This is a genomic window from Streptomyces sp. NPDC096013 (assembly GCF_044763565.1).
Taxonomy (GTDB): Bacteria; Actinomycetota; Actinomycetes; order Streptomycetales; family Streptomycetaceae; genus Streptomyces.
In genome coordinates, this window is record NZ_JBIWGK010000001.1 from 876,430 (window position 1) to 893,070 (window position 16,641).

Here is a 16,641-nt window from a genome sequence, read left to right on the forward strand (position 1 = left end):
CAGAAGGCTGTCACGTCACGGGTGTCCGGTACCGGCCGCGCGGCGGGCACCGGAGGGCCGAGGACACGAGGATCACCTCGTACCGGGAGCGGGGAGCGACGACAGCGGTGGTGTGACACACGGCCGGGCTCCCCTCACTCGTCGACGGATGTGGCGAGTGTAGGGAAGCCCGGGGCGCGGAGCACGGGATTTATCAGGTGGTGCAGGTGGGGACGCCGTCCAGCCAGGCCGGACCCTGGATGTAGATGTTGGTCATCCATGCCTTGTAGTCGGGCAGATAGGCCCAGGCGTCGTTGGTGTAGCCGTCGGAGGTGACGGTCTCGGCGTGCTTCTGGCACTCGACGCGGATGCTGGTCGGACCGGGGAAGGCGTAGACGCGCGTGGCGCTGACGGAGGGTGCGGTCTTCGTCCAGACGCCGGTGCCCCAGGTCCGGAAGACATGGCCGGTGACCGCGCCGGTGTTGACGCGGACGGCTCCGAAGTAGTCGCCTCCCAGGCGTACATCACTGACCATCAGATGGGTGCCGGACTGCCTGGCCTCGACCATCTTGCCCGCGCCGAGGTAGATCGCGATGTGGTGCAGGTCCGCCGAGTCGCCGTAGGCGAGCAGGTCGCCGGGGAGCAGCGGGGCGAGGCCCTGGGCCGCGGTGAAGCGGGCGGCGGCGCGGGTGGTGTAGTACTGCTGGCTCGCGTCGCCGTTGAGGATGTCGGAGCCGGCGGCCTGCGCGTAGGCGTAGCGCACCAGGCCCGAGCAGTCGAAGCCGAGCCGCTCGGGGTCCTGGTTGCTGGCCGGGTCGGTGGGGTCGACCTGGCCGTAGGTGGCGCCGGGCTGTGCGCCGTGGCCGCCGCCCCACGTGTACCAGGTGCCCGCGTCGACCTGGGCGCAGGCCGCGGCGATCGCGCTCTGCGCGGCGGCCGAGGCGCCGGGTGCGAGGACACCGCAGCCGTCGGCGGCCGGTGCGGCCGGGGCCGCGACGGCCGAGGGTGCCCAGAGGACGAGGGCGAGTAATCCGATGAGTGTGCCGATGATTCCGGTCCGCCGGAGCATGCCGGGACCCCCGATTTCTGTGGTCCGTAACTGGTCGTGCACCAGCCTGCCGACCCCGGCCCGGCCGGTCGAGGACCCGGCGTCACCCCACCCCGAAGGGCAACGGGAAACCCCTGGGAAACCCCCTCCCACCAGCGGGATTTGGCCGTCGGCGGTCAGGACTTCGCACACCCGGAGGTGAGGGACACGGGCAGCCCCGGCATCAGCGTCCTGCGCTCCTGGGGGCCGATCGCCCTGCGCAGCCGGCAGATCCGGGTGAGCTGGGCGGCCGGGTCGAGGTCCCACAGTCGTACGGTCCCGTCGTTGCTGCTGCTCGCGAGGGTCCGTCCGCCGGGGGCGAACGCGACGCCCCACACGGCGTTCGTGTGCCCGGTTAGGGTGGCCCACGGCCGCCGCCGGGCCACGTCCCAGAGCCGTACCGTGCGGTCGCTGCCGCTGCTCGCGAGGAGCGTGCCGTCCGGGGAGAAGGCGAGGCCGCGCACGGAACCGGTGTGGCCGGTGAGGGAGGCCTCGAAGCGGCGGTGGCGGACGTCCCACAGGCGTACGGTGCCGTCGTTGCCGCTGCTCGCGAGGGTGCGGCCGTCCGGGCTGAAGACCACGCCCCGCACCGCGCCGGTGTGACCGGTGAGGGTGGCGAGCGGGCGGTGGGTCGCGGTGTCCCACAGGCGGACGGTCAGGTCGTCGCCCGCGCTGGCGAGAGTGCGGCCGTCCGGGCTGAACGTGACATCGTTGGCGTAGTCCGAGTGGCCTTCGAGGACGGCGAGTTGACGGCGGCCCGCGACGTCCCAGAGGCGGACCGTGCGGTCGGCGCCGGCCGAGGCGAGCGTGCTGCCGTCGGGCGCGAACGCGACCGAGAAGACGTCCCCGGTGTGGCCGGTGAGGGACGCGAGCGCGCGGTGCGAGCGGACGTCCCACAGCCGGATCGTGCCGTCCGAACCCGCCGACGCGAGGGTCCGCCCGTCCGGCGAGAACGCCACCGAGAACACGCTCTCGCGGTGGCCCGTGAAGGTGGTCACGAGCCGGCGCCGGGCCACGTCCCACAGCCGTACGGTGTGGTCCGCGTCGGCGGTGGCGAGGAGCTTTCCGTCCGGGCTGTACGCGGACTGCGACACCTCGGTGAAGGGACGGGCCGTCAGCACCGGGCCGCGCAGGTCCCACAGCACCACCGACTGGTCGAAGCCGCCGGTGGCGAGCGTCGTCCCGGTGGAGTCCACGGCGACGGACATCACGTAGTCGGTGTGCCCGGCGAGGACCGCGACCGGCCGGCCCGTCCGCACGTCCCACAGCCGGGTCGTGCCGTCGCCGCCCGCGCTGACGACCGTCGTGCCGTCCGGGGTGAAGGTGACCGCGTTGATGTCGTCGCTGTGCCCGGTCAGCGTCGCCACGGACCGGTGCGAGGCCACGTCCCACAGGCGTACGGTCCGGTCGACGCCCCCGGATGCCACGCTCCGCCCGTCCGGCGCGAACGCCACCCCGAGCACTTCGTCGGTGTGTCCCTTGAGCACGGCGAGCGGCCGTCCCCGGTCGGTGTCCCACAGGCGTACGGTCCGGTCGGAGCCGCCCGAGGCGAGGGTCCTGCCGTCCGGGGCGTAGGCCAGCGCGTTGACCCGGCCGGTGTGCCCGACGAGCCGCACCGCGGTGGGGTGTGCGGCGCCGATGTCCCAGAGTTGGACCGTGCCGTCCTCCCCGGCGACCGCGAGGGTACGGCCGCGCGGGTCGAAGGCGAGCGCGCGGGCGCCGGTGGTGGCCGCGGGCAGCAGGGTCCGCAGCCTGTGGTCGGTGGTGCCCCAGATCCGCACCGGCCCGTCCGAGGAGGTCGCCGCGAGGGTGGAGCCGTCGGGGCCGAAGGCGACCGAGCGGACCCGTCCGGGCACGGGGAGCGTGGCGGCCGTCCGGCGGTCGGCGGTCCGGCGCAGTTGTACGGCGCCGTAGGAGCCGCCGGTCGCGAGGAGACGGCCGTCGGGTGCGAAGGCGACGGCGTTGACCGGCCCGTGCCGGCCGACGAGACGGGCGGAGAACGCCTGGGCCTGGGTGCTCAGCAGGGCGCCGCGGGCCTCGGGGGTGCGGTCGGCGCGATAGGCCTCCTCGGCGAGCAGCATGGAGGCCTCGGGCTGGCCGCCGGCCAGGGAGGTGGACTGCACGGCGAGGGCCTGGGAGCGGGCGACGCGCTCCTGGTCGAGGGCGCTGGCGCGCTGCTGGTAGGCGAGGCCGCCGGCGGTCACCGCGAGGCCGAGGAGGACGGCGAGGGTCGCGAACAGGGCCTGGCGGAACCGGATCTGACGTCTCGCCAGGTGCTGGCGGGCGTCCTCCTCGGCTTGGCTGGCCCTGAGGAATGCCTCCTCGCGGGGGCCGAGGCGGCTGCGGCCGTCGAGGTCGTCGGCCCAGGAGCGGACCGTGTCGAGGCGGGTGCCGCGGTAGAGGGCGGACGGGTCGTGGTCCTCGCGCTCCCATTCGGCGGCGGCGTGGGCGAGTTGCTGGTGGATGAGGAGCCCGGCGCGGTCGGCGTGGATCCAGTCGCGCAGCCGGGGCCAGGCGTGCAGCAGCGCCTCGTGGGTGATCTCCACGGTGTCCTGGTCCACGGTGATGAGCCGGGCCCGGACGAAGACGTCGAGGGCGGCCGAGGCGGCGTCCGCGTCGGCGAGCTGTTCCATCAACGCGCCGCGGCTGGCGCGGCGGCGGGTCGCGGCGGTGCCCTCGTCCGAGACATGGACGAGGCGGGACAACACCCGCCGGATGGTGCGCTGTTCGGCCGGGTACAGCTGGGCGAACACGGTCTCGGCGGTGCGGGCGATAGCGCCCTGGATGCCGCCGGTGCGCTCGTACCCGGCGACGGTGAGGGTGGTGTCCTCGCGCTGCTGCCAGGTGGCGAGGAGGGCGTGCGAGACGAGGGGCAGGGCGCCGGACGGGGTGGTGTCCGGGCCGGCGTCGTGCGGCCCGGTGCCGGGTTCGTCGCGCAGGCCGGCGTCGCGCAGGAGGAGGGGGACCAGGCCGGGTTCGAGGGTGACGCCGGCGAGTTCGGCGGGGCGGGTGATCGACTCGCGCAGCTCCGCCACGGACATGGGCAGCAGGACGAACAGTCCGTCGGTGAACACCGGTGCCAGTTCGGGGAGTTCGAGGCAGCGGCCGGTGAAGTCGGCGCGTACGCCGAGGACGACGACGGCGGGGTCCGGGCCGCCGGTGGACAGCGCGCGCAGCACCCGGACGAACGCCCGTCTCTCGCTCTCGTCGGAGCAGAGGGTGAAGAGTTCCTCGAACTGGTCGACCAGCAGCACCAGCCGGACCGGCGGTGGGCGGCGTCCGTCGGGCCCGGGCGGGGCGCCTTCGGAGCGGGCGCGGACCGCCTCCAGCAGGGCCTCGGGGCGGTCGGTCAACTCCTGTGCGGTGAGGTGGAGGTCGCTGCCGAGGACCTTCGCCGTCCGTTCGAGGAGTTCGTCCAGCGGATGGACGGTGGGGGTCAGGGCGACCACCGGCCAGCGCTCGGCGCCCGGCATCGGGAAGCCGCCGGGGCGCCGCAGCGCCGGGACGAGACCGGCGTTCAGGAGCGAGGACTTGCCCGCGCCGGACGGGGCGACGAGTAACAGCGGGCCCCCGCCGACGCGTTGGAAGACCCGCTCGACGAGCGCGGCCGTGAACCGCTCCCGGCCGAAGAACCAGGCCGCGTCCTGGGAGGTGAACGCGGACAGTCCGCGATACGGACAGGCGGGCGCGGTGGTGTCGGTGGCCGCTCCGGCGCCGCGCTCGGCCGGTCCCGCCTCCCGCACCAGGCGGAGCAACTCGCCGTCGGCGCGCAGGATGTGGTCGCACTGGCGGGCGACGTCGACGGTGGCCCGCTTGACGCCGGTCTCGATCTTGCTGAGATAGCCCTTGCTGTAGTGCGTCTGACGTGCGAGATCGGCCAGCGACAGTCCGCGCTCCCGGCGCAGCCGCCGTAGCTGCGCGGGAAAGGACGACGTGGCCTGTGCGGTGCCTTCCGGGTGGTCGGACCGGTCGGCGCCCGCGTGGTCGTACTGCTGATCCCCCAAGGCGTCCCCCCTGGCATGGCCTGCCCGGATCGTGAGACGGCGGATGCCCAGGTTACTGCGGGGGTCGGACACGGAGACAGGACTTTCACCCGGAGTGGCGAAAACGGGACTGCCGGGACCGATGTGGGGTGTCGGCCCCGGCAGTGCTCCCCCGTGGTGGAAGGTCCCGCTACGGGCGGTTGAGGACGATGGAGTTGATGGGGGTGAAGTTGCGGAGGAGGCCGTTGTCCTGGGCGATCGTCTCGGTGCAGTTCGTGCCGTTGTAGCCGTTGCACAGGGTCACGGACGCGCCGCCGGTCTGGTTGTTGAGGATCCAGTGCTGGCCGACCTGGTTGCTGAGGTTGTGGGCGCCGTAGCTGTAGTACACGTCGGTCGGGTGCGGGTTGTTCGCGGGGACGACTCCCTCGCCGTAGATGCAGACCGCTCCGGACGGGCATCCGTCCCACGGGGTGTCGTCGGCGGGCTTCGCCTGGGCCGCTCCGCTCATCGCGACCACCGTGACGGCGGCGGTGGCGAACGCGGCGGCGGCACCCAACATCTTGCGCATGTATCCCCCTGGTGGGTCTCCTGCGTTGTCGCAGGCCGTGCTTCGTGCTGACGGGGATCAGCCTGTCCGGTGGGAGTTCCGGGGTCGACGGGTTTCCTGTTGCCCGTCCGGGGGGCGGCCGGGAAACCGGGGGTGAGCTGGGGTGTTGTGGGCCTGCGGGCAACGGCGGTTCGGCTCTGCGGGTGATGCCGGCGGAACCGGGCCGGCTCACCCCTCGGGCGCGTTGGGGCGGGCCAGGCCGAGGTCGTAGGCCAGGATCACCGCCTGGATGCGGTCGCGGGCGCCGACCTTCGCGAGGACGCGGCCCACGTGGGTCTTGACGGTGGACTCGGAGAGGAAGAGGCGCTCGGCGATCTCGCCGTTGGTCCAGCCCCGGCCGATGGCGACGAGGATCTCGCGTTCGCGTTCGGTGAGGGAGCGGATGCGGGGGTCGTCGGTCGCGGGCACGGTCGCCGGTCCCTTCGGTGAACTCCTCGGCAGGTGCTGGGCGTAGGCGTCGAGCAGGCGGCGGGTGAGCGCGGGCGCGATGACCGCGTCGCCGGAGGCCACCGCGCGGATGCCGGCGAGGAGTTCCTCGGGGTGGGCGTCCTTGAGGAGGAAGCCGCTGGCTCCCGCGCGCAGTGCCTCGTGGGCATACTCGTCGAGGTCGAAGGTGGTCAGGATGAGGACGCGGGAGCGGTCCCCGGCGGCGACGACGCGGCGGGTGGCCTCGATGCCGTCCATGCCGGGCATCCGTACGTCCATCAGGATCACGTCGGGGCGCAGTTCGGCGGCCATCCGCACGGCCTCGCCGCCGTGGCCCGCCTCGCCGACCACCTCGGTGTCGGGGGTGGCCTCCAGCAGCATGCGGAAGCCCAGGCGCTGGAGGGGCTGGTCGTCCACGATGAGCACGGTCGTCATGCCGCTCCCCCGGTCGTCCCGGTGAGCGGGGTGGTGTCGAGGGTCGCCCGTACCGTCCAGCCGCCGCCCGGCGCGGGGCCCGCGGTGACGGTGCCGTGGTAGAGGGCGGCGCGTTCTCTCATGCCGGCGAGTCCGTGTCCTTCGTCGTGACCGGGTGCGGGTCCGGTGGGGGTGTCGCCCGGGCCGGTGTCGTGGCAGTCGATGTGCACCTTCGACTCCTCGACGTTCACGGCGAGTTCGACGCGGGTGTCGTGGCCCGCGTGCTTGAGGGCGTTGGTGAGGGCCTCCTGCACGATGCGGTACACGGTGAGTTGCACCCCGCGGTCGAGGGCGGCGGGCTCACCGCTGGTGCGGTACACGACCTGGGGACCGGCGGCGCGGATGCGGGCGCACAGGGCGTCGAGGTCGGCGACGCCCGGCTGGGGGCTGAGCTCGGGGGCGTCCGGCGCGGAGGTCTGCACCCGCAGCACGCCCAGCATGCGCCGGAGTTCACCGAGCGCCTGGCGCCCGGTATCACCGATGAGGAGCAGGGCCTGTTTGCCGCGTTCGGGGGCGAGGTCGGTGGCGTAGGCGCCGCCGTCGGCGAGGGTGATGATGACGGAGAGGTTGTGGCCGATGATGTCGTGCATCTCCCGTGCCACACGGGTGCGTTCGGTGGCGGCGGCCAGCTTGGAGCGCTGGTCGCGCTCCACCTCCAGACGGGCCGCCCGGTCGCGCAGCACGGCCAGCTGGGCACGCCGGATGCGGATGACCAGGCCGAGGGCGACGGCCGCCGTGATGGTGCTGACCAGGATGAACAGGGCGTCCAGGACCGGGACTCGGGACGGCAGCCGGGCGAAGAACAGCACCAGGGCGCAGAGGGTGACGGCGCAGGCGGCGGGCAACCGCCTCAACTGCCCGTGCAGGGCCAGGCTGTAGAGGGAGATCAGCAGGGCGACATCGGCGCGGAGCCAGGTGCCGAGGCCCAGTTGGACGAAGAACACCGCGGCGATCACGACGAAGGCCAGGGTCGGCCTGCTCCGCCGCCACAGCAGCGGCAGCACCAGGCCCGACTGGAGGGCGATGGTCGCGGGCCAGTGCAGATGGATGAAGCTGTTGTCGAAGCCGTGCCGCCGGCCGTCGTCATCGCCGACCAGGTCCGGCAGGCAGAACATCACCGCGACCACGACGATCAGGGCCGTGTCCAGCACCCACGGATGCCGCCGGTCGCCCAGCTTGATCCGCCGGCCGAACCGGGACAGCCCGCCCGCCACGGGGTGACTCCATGGGAGGTCCGCCTCCGCGAAGGGCGCGCGGGCGGGATCGTCGGGGCTCATCGGTGTCACATGTCCGGGTTCATGGAGGTCACCTGTCCATTGTGGGGGCCCTGCGCGCGACGCGCGGCCGCAGGGCCCCGGGCCTCAGGCGTCGCTGCGCACCAGTCGGTACGCGGCCCCGGCCAGCGTGAGCGCCGTCCAGCCGAGGAAGACCAGGAGTCCGGCGGTGGGCGACAGGGTCGTCGAGTCATGGGTGAGGGCGAACATCGCCTCGCCCGCGTTGCTCGGCAGGTAGGGGCTGATGTTGTCCTGCCAGGAGCTGGGCAGCAGCGAGATCAGTCCGGGCACCAGCATCAGCGAGGCCACCAGCACCGAGATGCCTCCGGCCACCGAGCGCAGCAGCGCCCCCAGCGCGGTGCCGATCACACCGACGAGGCCGAGGTAGAGACCGGCGCCGAGCAGGCTCCGTACGACTCCGGAGTGCGAGAACGTGAGGGCCGCGGGCGTGCCGGAGACGATGCCGCTCACGATCGGGAAAGCGACGAACACCCCGACGAGGGAGACGCCGAGCGCGACCACGCCGAACACGGCGGCCTTGGACCACAGCACGGGCAGGCGGCGCGGTACGGCGGCGAGCGTGGAGCGGATCATGCCGGTGGAGTACTCGCCGGCGGTGACCAGGACGCCCAGCACACCGAGCGCGAGCTGCGCGAAGTTCGTGCCGAAGAGGGAGAGGTCGAGCGCGGTGGAGTTCGCGTCGTCCGGCCGCAGGTTCCCTGATCCGTAGGAGGACTTGTAGTGCGCGGCGGCGATCAGGCCGAACGCGATGAGGAACAGCAGGCCGAGGCCGAGGGTGATCCAGGTGGAGCGCAGGGACCACAGCTTGGCCCACTCGGAGCGCAGCACGCGGCGCCCGGTGACCTTGTACGGCGGACGGGCCGCTTTCGCCGGGGCGGGTGCGGCGCTGTCGGTCGCGGTGATGGTGCTCACGCGGCCCTCCCGTTGGTGTCGGCGGTGGTGGAGCCGTGGTACTCGACGGCGTCCCGGGTCAGGTCCATGAACGCCTGCTCCAACGAGACGGTGCGCGCGCTGAGTTCGAAGAGCGGGATGCCGTGCTCGGCGGCCTTGAGTCCGATGGCCCGCGCGGTGAGCCCGGTGACGTGCAGTTCCTCGGAGCCGATCTCGCCGGTGATCTCGACGCCGGGTCCGGCGAGGACCTCCCGCAGTCGGGCGGGCTGCTCGGAGGCGACGGTGACGGTGTCGCCGCCCGCCTGCCGGACCAGGTCCCGCACGGTGGTGTCGGCCAGCAGCCGACCCCGTCCGACGACGATCAAGTGGTCGGCCACCAGGGCCATTTCGCTCATCAGGTGCGAGGAGACGAAGACGGTACGACCGTCCGCGGCGAGCCCGGTCAGCAGGTTGCGGATCCACAGCACGCCCTCGGGGTCGAGGCCGTTGACGGGTTCGTCGAGCATCACGGTGGCCGGGTCGCCGAGCAACGCGGCGGCGATGCCGAGCCGTTGGCCCATGCCGAGGGAGAAGGCCCCGGCCCGCTTCTTCGCCACGGACTGAAGGCCGGTCATCTCGATGACCTCTTCGACGCGGCGGCGCGGGATGCCGTGCGTGTGGGCCTGCGCCATCAGGTGGTCGAACGCGGAGCGGCCGGGGTGGATCGACTTGGCCTCAAGGAGCGCGCCGACCTCCTGGAGCGGTGCGCTGTGCTCGGCGTAGTGCCTGCCGTTGACCGTGACCGTCCCGGAGGTGGGCGCGTCCAGGCCGACGATCATGCGCATCGTGGTGGACTTGCCGGCGCCGTTCGGGCCCAGGAAGCCGGTGACCGTGCCGGGCCGGACGACGAAGTCCAGCCGGTCGACGGCCGACTTCTCCCCGTACCGCTTGGTCAGTTGGTGTGCCTCGATCATCGGTTTCCCTCACGCTCACGTGCCACCGCCCCCACTGGGCCGTCCACCCGGAACGCTAGGAGCACGGCGCCCCGAAACCGTCGTACCGCGGGGTCATTGAGGGCGCGGGCGTAGTACCGCGGTACCACTGCCTCCATCGAGTTGTGTACGTTCCCACCCCACACACATCCGAACCACGCCCACCAACTGCGGGAAATACAACTGACACGCATATTTACAGCGCTTGTTACCTCTCCTACTGTGAACGTTCTCAGAACCAACCGCATGCGCATGTCAGTCGACCCAAGGAGGTCGGGTACCCCGTGAAAATCCCGGGCCGCATAGTGAAGGCCGCTCTGCTGCTGGCCGCAGTCGCCCTGCCGGCGGCGCTGCTCACCCCCACGAACGCCACCGCCGCGAACTCGCTCACCATGCTCGGCGCCGACGTCTCGTCCGCGCAGCGCGCCATCGACCTCGGCGCCACGTACTACGACGCGAACGGCGTCGCCAAGGACCCGCTCGACATCCTCAAGGGCGCCGGCGTCAACTACGTCCGCCTGCGGATCTGGAACAACCCCGCCAGCGGCTACAACAACAAGGCGAAGGTACTGGCGTACGCGAAGCAGGTGAAGGCCAAGGGCCTCAAGCTGCTGATCGACTTCCACTACTCGGACACCTGGGCCGACCCGGGCAAGCAGTACAAGCCCGCGGCCTGGGCGAGCCATGGCATCGGCGCGCTCCAGACCGACGTCTACAACTACACCTACGACGTCTGCAACAGCCTCAAGTCCCAGGGCACCACCCCGGACAGCGTGCAGATCGGCAACGAGATCAACGTCGGCATGCTGTGGGACGACGGCAAGGTCGTCAACAACAACTTCACCAACCTCGGGCTGCTGCTGAAGTCGGGCTACAACGCGACCAAGGCGTGCAACAGTTCCACCCAGGTGATCATCCACACCGCCGACGCGGACAGCGACTCCAACGCCCGCTGGTTCTACGACGGCATCAAGGCTCAGGGCGTCAACTGGGACATCACCGGGCTGAGTTACTACTGCATGTGGCACGGCACGCTGGCCAACATGGGCAGCGTCGTCTCGGACATGAAGTCGCGCTACGGCAAGGACGTCATCATCGCCGAGACGGCCTACCCCTTCACCACGTCCGACGCGGACAGCACGGCGAACTCGGTGACATCGGGGTGCACGGGCTATCCGCTCACCTGGGCGGGCCAGGGCGCGGAGTTCACCGCCGTGCAGAACACGGCCCGCAGCGCGGGGGCGATCGGCGTCTTCTACTGGGAGCCGACCTGGTACGCCGTCACCGGCAACGGCTGGGACCCGGCCAACATCTCCGGAAGCGGGGACGGTTGGGACAACATGGCGATCTTCAACTGGACGGGGCAGGTCAATCCGAACGTGAAGTGGACGCCGTAGGGCGGTAGTTCGGGTTCGATGACACAGGAGGGGCCGGAGGGCGGCGGTGCTGCCCTCCGGCCCCTCACTGCTGATGGCCCGTCAAGGCACGGTATACGGCCGAGGACTTGGGGTTGGCCCGGCAGCGCCAGACGCCGTGCGGGCAGTAGTCGCTGATGGCCTGGTAGAGCGGATGCCGGGCGGCCATCCAGGTGAGCATCCCGCGCATGTAGGCGGGGTTGTCGCCGTTCTCGTACAGGCCCCACTCGGGGTAGGCGACGGCTTTGTGGTGCGCGCGGGCGAAGTCGACCTGCGCCGACAGGCCGTACGGCTCGGCGAGTTGGCGGGCGAACGACAGGCCCCGGGGGGCGTCGTAGGCGTCCATGCCGATGACGTCGACGTAGCGGTCGCCGGGGTAGCAGTCGGTCCAGGGGATCGCGTCGCGGCCGCGGTTGGGGGTGAAGTCGAAGCGGAAGCGCTGGCCGGGGACGGAGCGCATCGTCGTGACGATACTGGTCCAGTAGCGCTTCCAGGAGGCCGGGTCGGGGGCGCAGCGGTGGGTGTAGGTGGTGCCGTTCATCTCCCAGCCGAGGACGATCTCCGCGTCGGGGACGCCGAGTTGGACCAGGCGGTCGGCGAGGACGCGGAAGTGGTCGTCGTAGCGTCCGTCCGCGCCCTGGGCGAGTTCGGCGCGGACCACGCTGTCGGGGAGGTGGGCCTCGTTGCGGTCCAGCATCGGCACGTTGAGGACGAGCAGGCGGTCCTGCCGGGCCCGGCGCCAGTCCGCCCACAGGGGGAGGTCGTCGGAGGCGCCCTCGATGTCGCTCCAGTTGCCGCCGGGGAGGTACGCGTGGCCGACGAGGGGTTCGGGGCGGCCGAGCCAGGCGCCGAACTCCGCGACGCGGCGGACGGCTTGGGCGCCGTAGCCGACGTAGGCGCCGTAGTCGGTCGGCGGGGTGGTCGGCCCTACCGGGGTGGCCCGCGCGGGCGGCGGTGGTGTTTCGGCACCGGGTACGCAGGCCGGTCCGGCCAGCAGGGCGAACGCGAGGGCGGCGGCGAGGGTGATCAGGGCCGGCAGACTGCGGCGCGTCCCGTGCGGGGCCACGGAGGGCTCTCCTCTTTTTTCGGGGACCGGGGTGGGGTGCGGGGGTGGGCTTGTGTGTGGGGCTGGGGTGGTGGGTGCCGGCTGTAGTGCGGGGGTGCGACGTTCGAGCAACGTACCAGCGTGCACCGGAAGATGATGACGTAGTGGGTTATGGGGGACATGGTCGCGGGTGAGATGGATAATTCGGGCGGGCCGCAGGTGGTGCGTCCCGTGGGAACGAGGGGCGTGGCCGGGTGCGGTCGGCCTCGCGGTCGTCCGCCGTAAAGCCGGCGACGCGGATCGTCGTCGCCGGGATACTGGGCGACCATGGATGAGGTCGAAGTTGTCGTCGCCCACTCCGAGCGCGCGACCCTGCGTGTCGGCGACGTGTTCCTGAAGGTGGACGCCGATCAGGCGCGCCTGGACGTCGAGGTCGAGGCGATGGGCCTGGTCCCGGTGCCGACCCCGGAGATCCTGTGGCGCAAGCCGCCCGTGCTCGCGATCGCCGCGGTACCGGGGACCGCGCTCGGGCGCCTCGGCGAGCCGTCGACCGCGTCCCCGGCGGCGTGGGCCGCGGCGGGTGCCGCGATCCGGAAGGTGCACGACGCGCCGTTGCCGCCCTGGCCCCGCCGGGGAAAGAGCCTGGACGAGTTGGCGGCGGACCTGGACGGCGAGTGCGAACGGCTCGTGACGAACGGCGTCCTGCCCGCCGACCTCGTCACCCGCAACCGCCGTGTCGCCGAGGCCGCGCTCCGGCCGTGGACGCCGCTGTTCACCCACGGCGACCTTCAGATCGCCCACGTGTTCGTCGACGGCGACGAGGTCACGGGGATCATCGACTGGTCCGAGGCGGGCCCGGGCGATGCCATGTTCGACCTCGCCACCCTCACACTCGGCCACGAGGAACGCCTCGATGACGTCCTCGTCGGCTACGGCACCGACGTCGACCTCGATGCGATCCGCGCGTGGTGGTCGTTGCGCAGCCTGCTGATCATTCGCTGGCTGAGCGAGCACGGGTTCGACCCGTTCGCGCCGGGGTGCGAGGTCGACGTGCTGAGGTCTCGGATGTGAGGCGGAGCGGCGGTGCGGAACCGGGGCGGGTGGAGGAGACCGGCGGTGCCGTCCTTCACCACGTCGTCGACATCGGGCCCCGGCCCCAGCACGCTCACCGCGACGGCCCGCATCCCGGCCCGGTGCCGTTCCAGCAGCAGCCCCAGCGAGGCGACGTCCCCGGCCTGGGCGGCCAGGGTGAGCGCCGCGTCCTCGACCCGAGCGGTTTCACCCATGTTCCGGCTGCTCATGCTGCCCCTCTTCCGACCCCTCGGACGTGCCTACGACCGTAATGGGCGCCCCGCGTGAGGTCACACGCCCGGGCGCGAGGCGGCGCCGCCGCTCCCCTCCCGCACCGCCACCGCGGGCAGCGCACCGACGATCCGGGCGCCGTGCCGCCGGAAGGACACGAACTTGGTCCCGGCCTGGAGCAGGTTCGCGCAGGCCAGAGCGGTCCACAGGCCGGCCAGGCCCGTTCTGTCGGCGATCGGTACGGCGAGGGCGGCGAGGACGCCGAACCAGACCGCCGTGGACACCAGGCTCGGCACGGTGCGTTTGAGCCCGACGAGGCCGAAGCCCGCCACGGCCTGCACGGCGTCGGTGACGACCACGGCGAGAACCAGCGGCAGCAGCCGTATCACCTGGTCCGCCGGGCCCGGACTCCTGGTGAACAGCCCGATCACCGGGTTCCGCAGCACGACGAGTACGGCCCCGAGGGCGACGACCGCGCACAGGGCGACCCCGAACCCGGCGTCCACACTCCGCCGGATGCGCCCGAGGTCGCGTTCCTCGGCGTACCCGGCGATCAACGGCACCGTGGCCTGCCCGACCGCCACGGCGGCGGTGAAGACGAGGTTCACCAGGGACTCGGCGACGCTGTGCACGGCGGCGCTGTCGGTGCCGACGCGGGCTGCGGCGAAGGTGAGCACGCCCAGCACGGAGAACTTCACCAGCACGGTCCCGCCGAGCGGCAGTCCGACCCGGGCCAGTCGCAGCACCTCGCGGGGATCGGGCCTGCCGGGCCGGATCGGTCGCCCGGCGAGGACCGTACGGCGGCGCAGCGCGTACTGGTTGAGCCCGGCCCCGACCAGACTGGAGGCGAGCATGGCCACGCCGGCGCCCGTCAGTCCGAAGCTCGGCAGCGGCCCCGGTCCGGCGACCAGCACCACCGACAGGGTCACGGAGACGGCGGTCGCCACGAGCCCGGACCGCATCACCCGCGCCGACCGCCCCAACGCGACGAGGACGGACGTGGCGGACGAGCTGACCGCGATCAGCAGCACGCTCCCCGCCAACAGCCAAGGAAACAGGCCCAGTTGGCCGAGAATGCGGTCCGGAACGCCGAATGCCCCGCCGAGCAGGGGCACTCCGGCCACCGCCGCCGCGCAGACCCCGCCCACCGCGAACGCCAGCCACATCCCGCTCCGCACCAGCGGCAACAACCCCTCGGGATCGTCCCGACGGGGTGCGACGAACGGCATGACCCCGCGCAGCGCGCCCGCCACCGTGGCGGTCGCCGGGCTGAACACGGCGATCGTCACGGCGAACGCGGCCAGCGAGACGGTGGCGTGCCGCCCCAGCAGCGCGGTGTCGACGAGCGATCCGGCCGACGCGGCGAGGGTGCTCACATACAACGGCGCGGCGGCCCTGGCGATGGTCATGAAGGCGGTGCGTTCGCTCACGCCGCCCCATCCTGCCAGCCAACTCCCTGGCCATGCATGCCAGTTGTCACGGCACCACGTCATCGGGCGGTGGCCCCGCACTCCCCCGCCGTTCCGCGCGCTCGCCCGCCCTGCCGCGGGCGTGGTCACCTGGCGTTGACACCGGGCACGGAGGGTCAGGTATTGACATTAGGACGAACGGGTTCGAGTGTGGCCGGGACAGATTGTGGACCGGTCCAAAGAAGGGCAGTCATGGTGACCTCGCTCGGTGTTGCCGTCGTGGGCTTCGGATGGATGGGGCGGGTGCACACCCAGGCATACGCCCGCGTCCCGCACCACTTTCCGCAGCTGACCGTGCGGCCGCGGCTCGTGACGGTCGCCGAGGAGGTGCCGGGGCGGGCCGAGCAGGCCGCCGAGCAGTTCGGCTTCGCCTCCACGACCCGTGACTGGCGCGAGGTGGTCGACGACCCGCGCGTGCAGGCGGTGAGCATCACCGCGCCGAACTTCCTGCACCGCGAGATCGGCGTCGCGATGGCGGAGGCCGGCAAGCACATCTGGATCGAGAAGCCGGTCGGCCTGTCGACGGCGGACGCCTCCGCCGTGGCCGACGCGGTCTCGAAGGCAGGCGTCCAGGGCGCGGTCGGCTTCAACTACCGCAACGCGCCCGCCGTGGAGGCCGCCCGTGACCTGATCGCCTCCGGCGAGCTGGGCACGGTCACCCACGTCCGCATCCGCCTCTTCAGCGACTACGCGGCCCACCCGGACGGCGCCCTGACCTGGCGCTACGAGCTGGAACGCGGCGGCCACGGAGTCCTGGGCGACCTCGCCTCGCACGGCGCGGACCTGGCTTGCCATCTCCTCGGCGACATCACGTCCCTCGCCGCCGACACCGCGATCTTCCTCCCCGAGCGGGCCCGCCCCAGCGGCGCGACGGCGGGCCACGCGCTGGCCACCGGCGGGGAGTTGGGCCCGGTGGAGAACGAGGACTACGTCAGCTGCCTGCTGCGGTTCGCCTCCGGCGCCCGGGGTGTCCTGGAGGCCAGCCGGGTCTCGGTCGGCGAGCAGAACAACTACGGCTTCGAGGTGCACGGCACCAAGGGCGCGGTGTTCTGGGACTTCCGCCGGATGAACGAGCTGGCCGTCAGCCGCGGCACGAGCTACCAGGACCAGCCCGTCACCACGGTGTATGTCGGCCCGGGCGACGGCGAGTTCGGCGCGTTCCAGCCCGGCGCGGCGAACGCGATGGGCTACGACGACCTCAAGGTGATCGAGGCGTACCGCTTCCTGCGCTCCGTCGCCGAGGGCACGCCGTACGGCGCGACGCTCACGGACGCCGTACGCAGCGCGGCGGTCGTGGACGCCATGGTGCGTTCCGCGGAGACCGGCACCTGGGTGAGCCCGGCGTGAACGGCGCGGGCGTCGCCTGACCGGAGCGACGCCGGGCGCCCGCGCGATCTCGCGCCCACCCGCCGCGAACGCGAGGCCGCCGCGCTCGTCGAGACACCGGGGCGGCGTAGGTATCCGGTATCCCGTACCTACGTACCCTCTCGGAGCCCGCCCGCAGACCGTCTACGTGCACCGATATCCCTACCGAACTACGGGAGTTCACGCCCTCCGCACCCGCCCGGCGCCCCAGGCTGGTCCTACCGTCAGGGGAAGGGAGGTCCCGGGTGCCGGCAGTGTTGGTCAACCCCACGGCTGTCATGGCAAGGCGCCCGTCACCGCACCTCCCCTGGCGGTACTCGCGCGGGCTGCCC

12 protein-coding genes and 1 pseudogene are annotated in these 16,641 nt (G+C 72.3%); 3 read left to right on the forward strand and 10 right to left on the reverse strand.

Features of this window, described 5'->3' with window-relative positions:
- Positions 1 to 193: 193 nt before the first annotated feature.
- The 7 genes from ACIRB1_RS03900 to ACIRB1_RS03930 all read right to left on the reverse strand — a co-directional run bounded on the left by ACIRB1_RS03900 (position 194) and on the right by ACIRB1_RS03930 (position 9,695).
- Positions 194 to 1,048, reverse strand: coding sequence for an NlpC/P60 family protein (locus tag ACIRB1_RS03900; protein WP_352177475.1), 855 nt, complete (start codon positions 1,046 to 1,048; stop codon positions 194 to 196).
- 155 nt (positions 1,049 to 1,203) lie between these two features.
- Positions 1,204 to 5,070: a helix-turn-helix domain-containing protein gene (locus ACIRB1_RS03905; protein ID WP_403464469.1), complete on the reverse strand. Its 3,867-nt coding sequence runs from the start codon at positions 5,068 to 5,070 to the stop codon at positions 1,204 to 1,206.
- A gap of 169 nt (positions 5,071 to 5,239) precedes the next feature.
- Complete coding sequence (locus ACIRB1_RS03910) at positions 5,240 to 5,617, reverse strand: hypothetical protein (protein ID WP_352177477.1); 378 nt, start codon at positions 5,615 to 5,617, stop codon at positions 5,240 to 5,242.
- Positions 5,618 to 5,824: 207 nt separating this feature from the next.
- On the reverse strand, positions 5,825 to 6,517 hold the full coding sequence (locus ACIRB1_RS03915; protein WP_352177478.1) for a response regulator transcription factor: 693 nt from the start codon (positions 6,515 to 6,517) through the stop codon (positions 5,825 to 5,827).
- Positions 6,514 to 7,833: a sensor histidine kinase gene (locus ACIRB1_RS03920; RefSeq protein WP_403464470.1), complete on the reverse strand. Its 1,320-nt coding sequence runs from the start codon at positions 7,831 to 7,833 to the stop codon at positions 6,514 to 6,516. Before ACIRB1_RS03920 ends, ACIRB1_RS03915 begins: the two co-directional genes overlap by 4 nt.
- A gap of 84 nt (positions 7,834 to 7,917) precedes the next feature.
- Complete coding sequence (locus ACIRB1_RS03925) at positions 7,918 to 8,763, reverse strand: ABC transporter permease (RefSeq protein WP_352177480.1); 846 nt, start codon at positions 8,761 to 8,763, stop codon at positions 7,918 to 7,920.
- Positions 8,760 to 9,695 (reverse strand): ATP-binding cassette domain-containing protein, encoded by a 936-nt coding sequence (locus ACIRB1_RS03930; protein ID WP_352177481.1) that lies wholly within the window; start codon positions 9,693 to 9,695, stop codon positions 8,760 to 8,762. The genes ACIRB1_RS03925 and ACIRB1_RS03930 overlap by 4 nt, the downstream gene beginning before the upstream one ends.
- A gap of 302 nt (positions 9,696 to 9,997) precedes the next feature.
- On the opposite strand from ACIRB1_RS03930, the gene ACIRB1_RS03935 reads away from it, so the two are divergent.
- Complete coding sequence (locus ACIRB1_RS03935) at positions 9,998 to 11,110, forward strand: glycosyl hydrolase 53 family protein (RefSeq protein ID WP_352177482.1); 1,113 nt, start codon at positions 9,998 to 10,000, stop codon at positions 11,108 to 11,110.
- Positions 11,111 to 11,174: 64 nt separating this feature from the next.
- On the opposite strand, the gene ACIRB1_RS03940 is transcribed toward ACIRB1_RS03935, so the two are convergent.
- Positions 11,175 to 12,194: a glycosyl hydrolase gene (locus ACIRB1_RS03940; protein WP_352177483.1), complete on the reverse strand. Its 1,020-nt coding sequence runs from the start codon at positions 12,192 to 12,194 to the stop codon at positions 11,175 to 11,177.
- Between the two features lie 306 nt (positions 12,195 to 12,500).
- Here ACIRB1_RS03940 and ACIRB1_RS03945 point away from each other — a divergent pair, with 306 nt between their 5' ends.
- Positions 12,501 to 13,244 carry a phosphotransferase gene (locus ACIRB1_RS03945; RefSeq protein WP_352177484.1) on the forward strand — a complete coding sequence of 248 codons (744 nt, stop codon included), beginning with the start codon at positions 12,501 to 12,503 and terminating at the stop codon, positions 13,242 to 13,244.
- A 50-nt stretch (positions 13,245 to 13,294) separates the two neighbouring features.
- Here ACIRB1_RS03945 and ACIRB1_RS03950 read toward each other — a convergent pair.
- Together ACIRB1_RS03950 and ACIRB1_RS03955 are read right to left on the reverse strand one after the other, a co-directional pair.
- A pseudogene (locus ACIRB1_RS03950) lies at positions 13,295 to 13,474 on the reverse strand (sigma-70 family RNA polymerase sigma factor); the annotation flags it as partial.
- A gap of 60 nt (positions 13,475 to 13,534) precedes the next feature.
- Positions 13,535 to 14,905, reverse strand: a complete 1,371-nt coding sequence (locus tag ACIRB1_RS03955; protein ID WP_352177485.1) for an MATE family efflux transporter — start codon at positions 14,903 to 14,905, stop codon at positions 13,535 to 13,537.
- Positions 14,906 to 15,136: 231 nt separating this feature from the next.
- Between ACIRB1_RS03955 and ACIRB1_RS03960 the strand changes: the two genes are divergently transcribed.
- Positions 15,137 to 16,291 (forward strand): Gfo/Idh/MocA family oxidoreductase, encoded by a 1,155-nt coding sequence (locus ACIRB1_RS03960; protein ID WP_352177486.1) that lies wholly within the window; start codon positions 15,137 to 15,139, stop codon positions 16,289 to 16,291.
- The last annotated feature ends 350 nt before the right edge of the window (positions 16,292 to 16,641 follow it).

Bases quoted from the DNA above. Each gene is read 5' to 3' on its own strand.
- ACIRB1_RS03910 (WP_352177477.1), bottom strand. From the start codon at position 5,617: ATGCGCAAGATGTTGGGTGCCGCCGCCGCGTTCGCCACCGCCGCCGTC.
- ACIRB1_RS03900 (WP_352177475.1), bottom strand. From the start codon at position 1,048: ATGCTCCGGCGGACCGGAATCATCGGCACACTCATCGGATTACTCGCC.
- ACIRB1_RS03960 (WP_352177486.1), top strand. From the start codon at position 15,137: ATGGTGACCTCGCTCGGTGTTGCCGTCGTGGGCTTCGGATGGATGGGG.
- ACIRB1_RS03930 (WP_352177481.1), bottom strand. From the start codon at position 9,695: ATGATCGAGGCACACCAACTGACCAAGCGGTACGGGGAGAAGTCGGCC.
- ACIRB1_RS03915 (WP_352177478.1), bottom strand. From the start codon at position 6,517: ATGACGACCGTGCTCATCGTGGACGACCAGCCCCTCCAGCGCCTGGGC.
- ACIRB1_RS03945 (WP_352177484.1), top strand. From the start codon at position 12,501: ATGGATGAGGTCGAAGTTGTCGTCGCCCACTCCGAGCGCGCGACCCTG.
- ACIRB1_RS03920 (WP_403464470.1), bottom strand. From the start codon at position 7,833: ATGAGCCCCGACGATCCCGCCCGCGCGCCCTTCGCGGAGGCGGACCTC.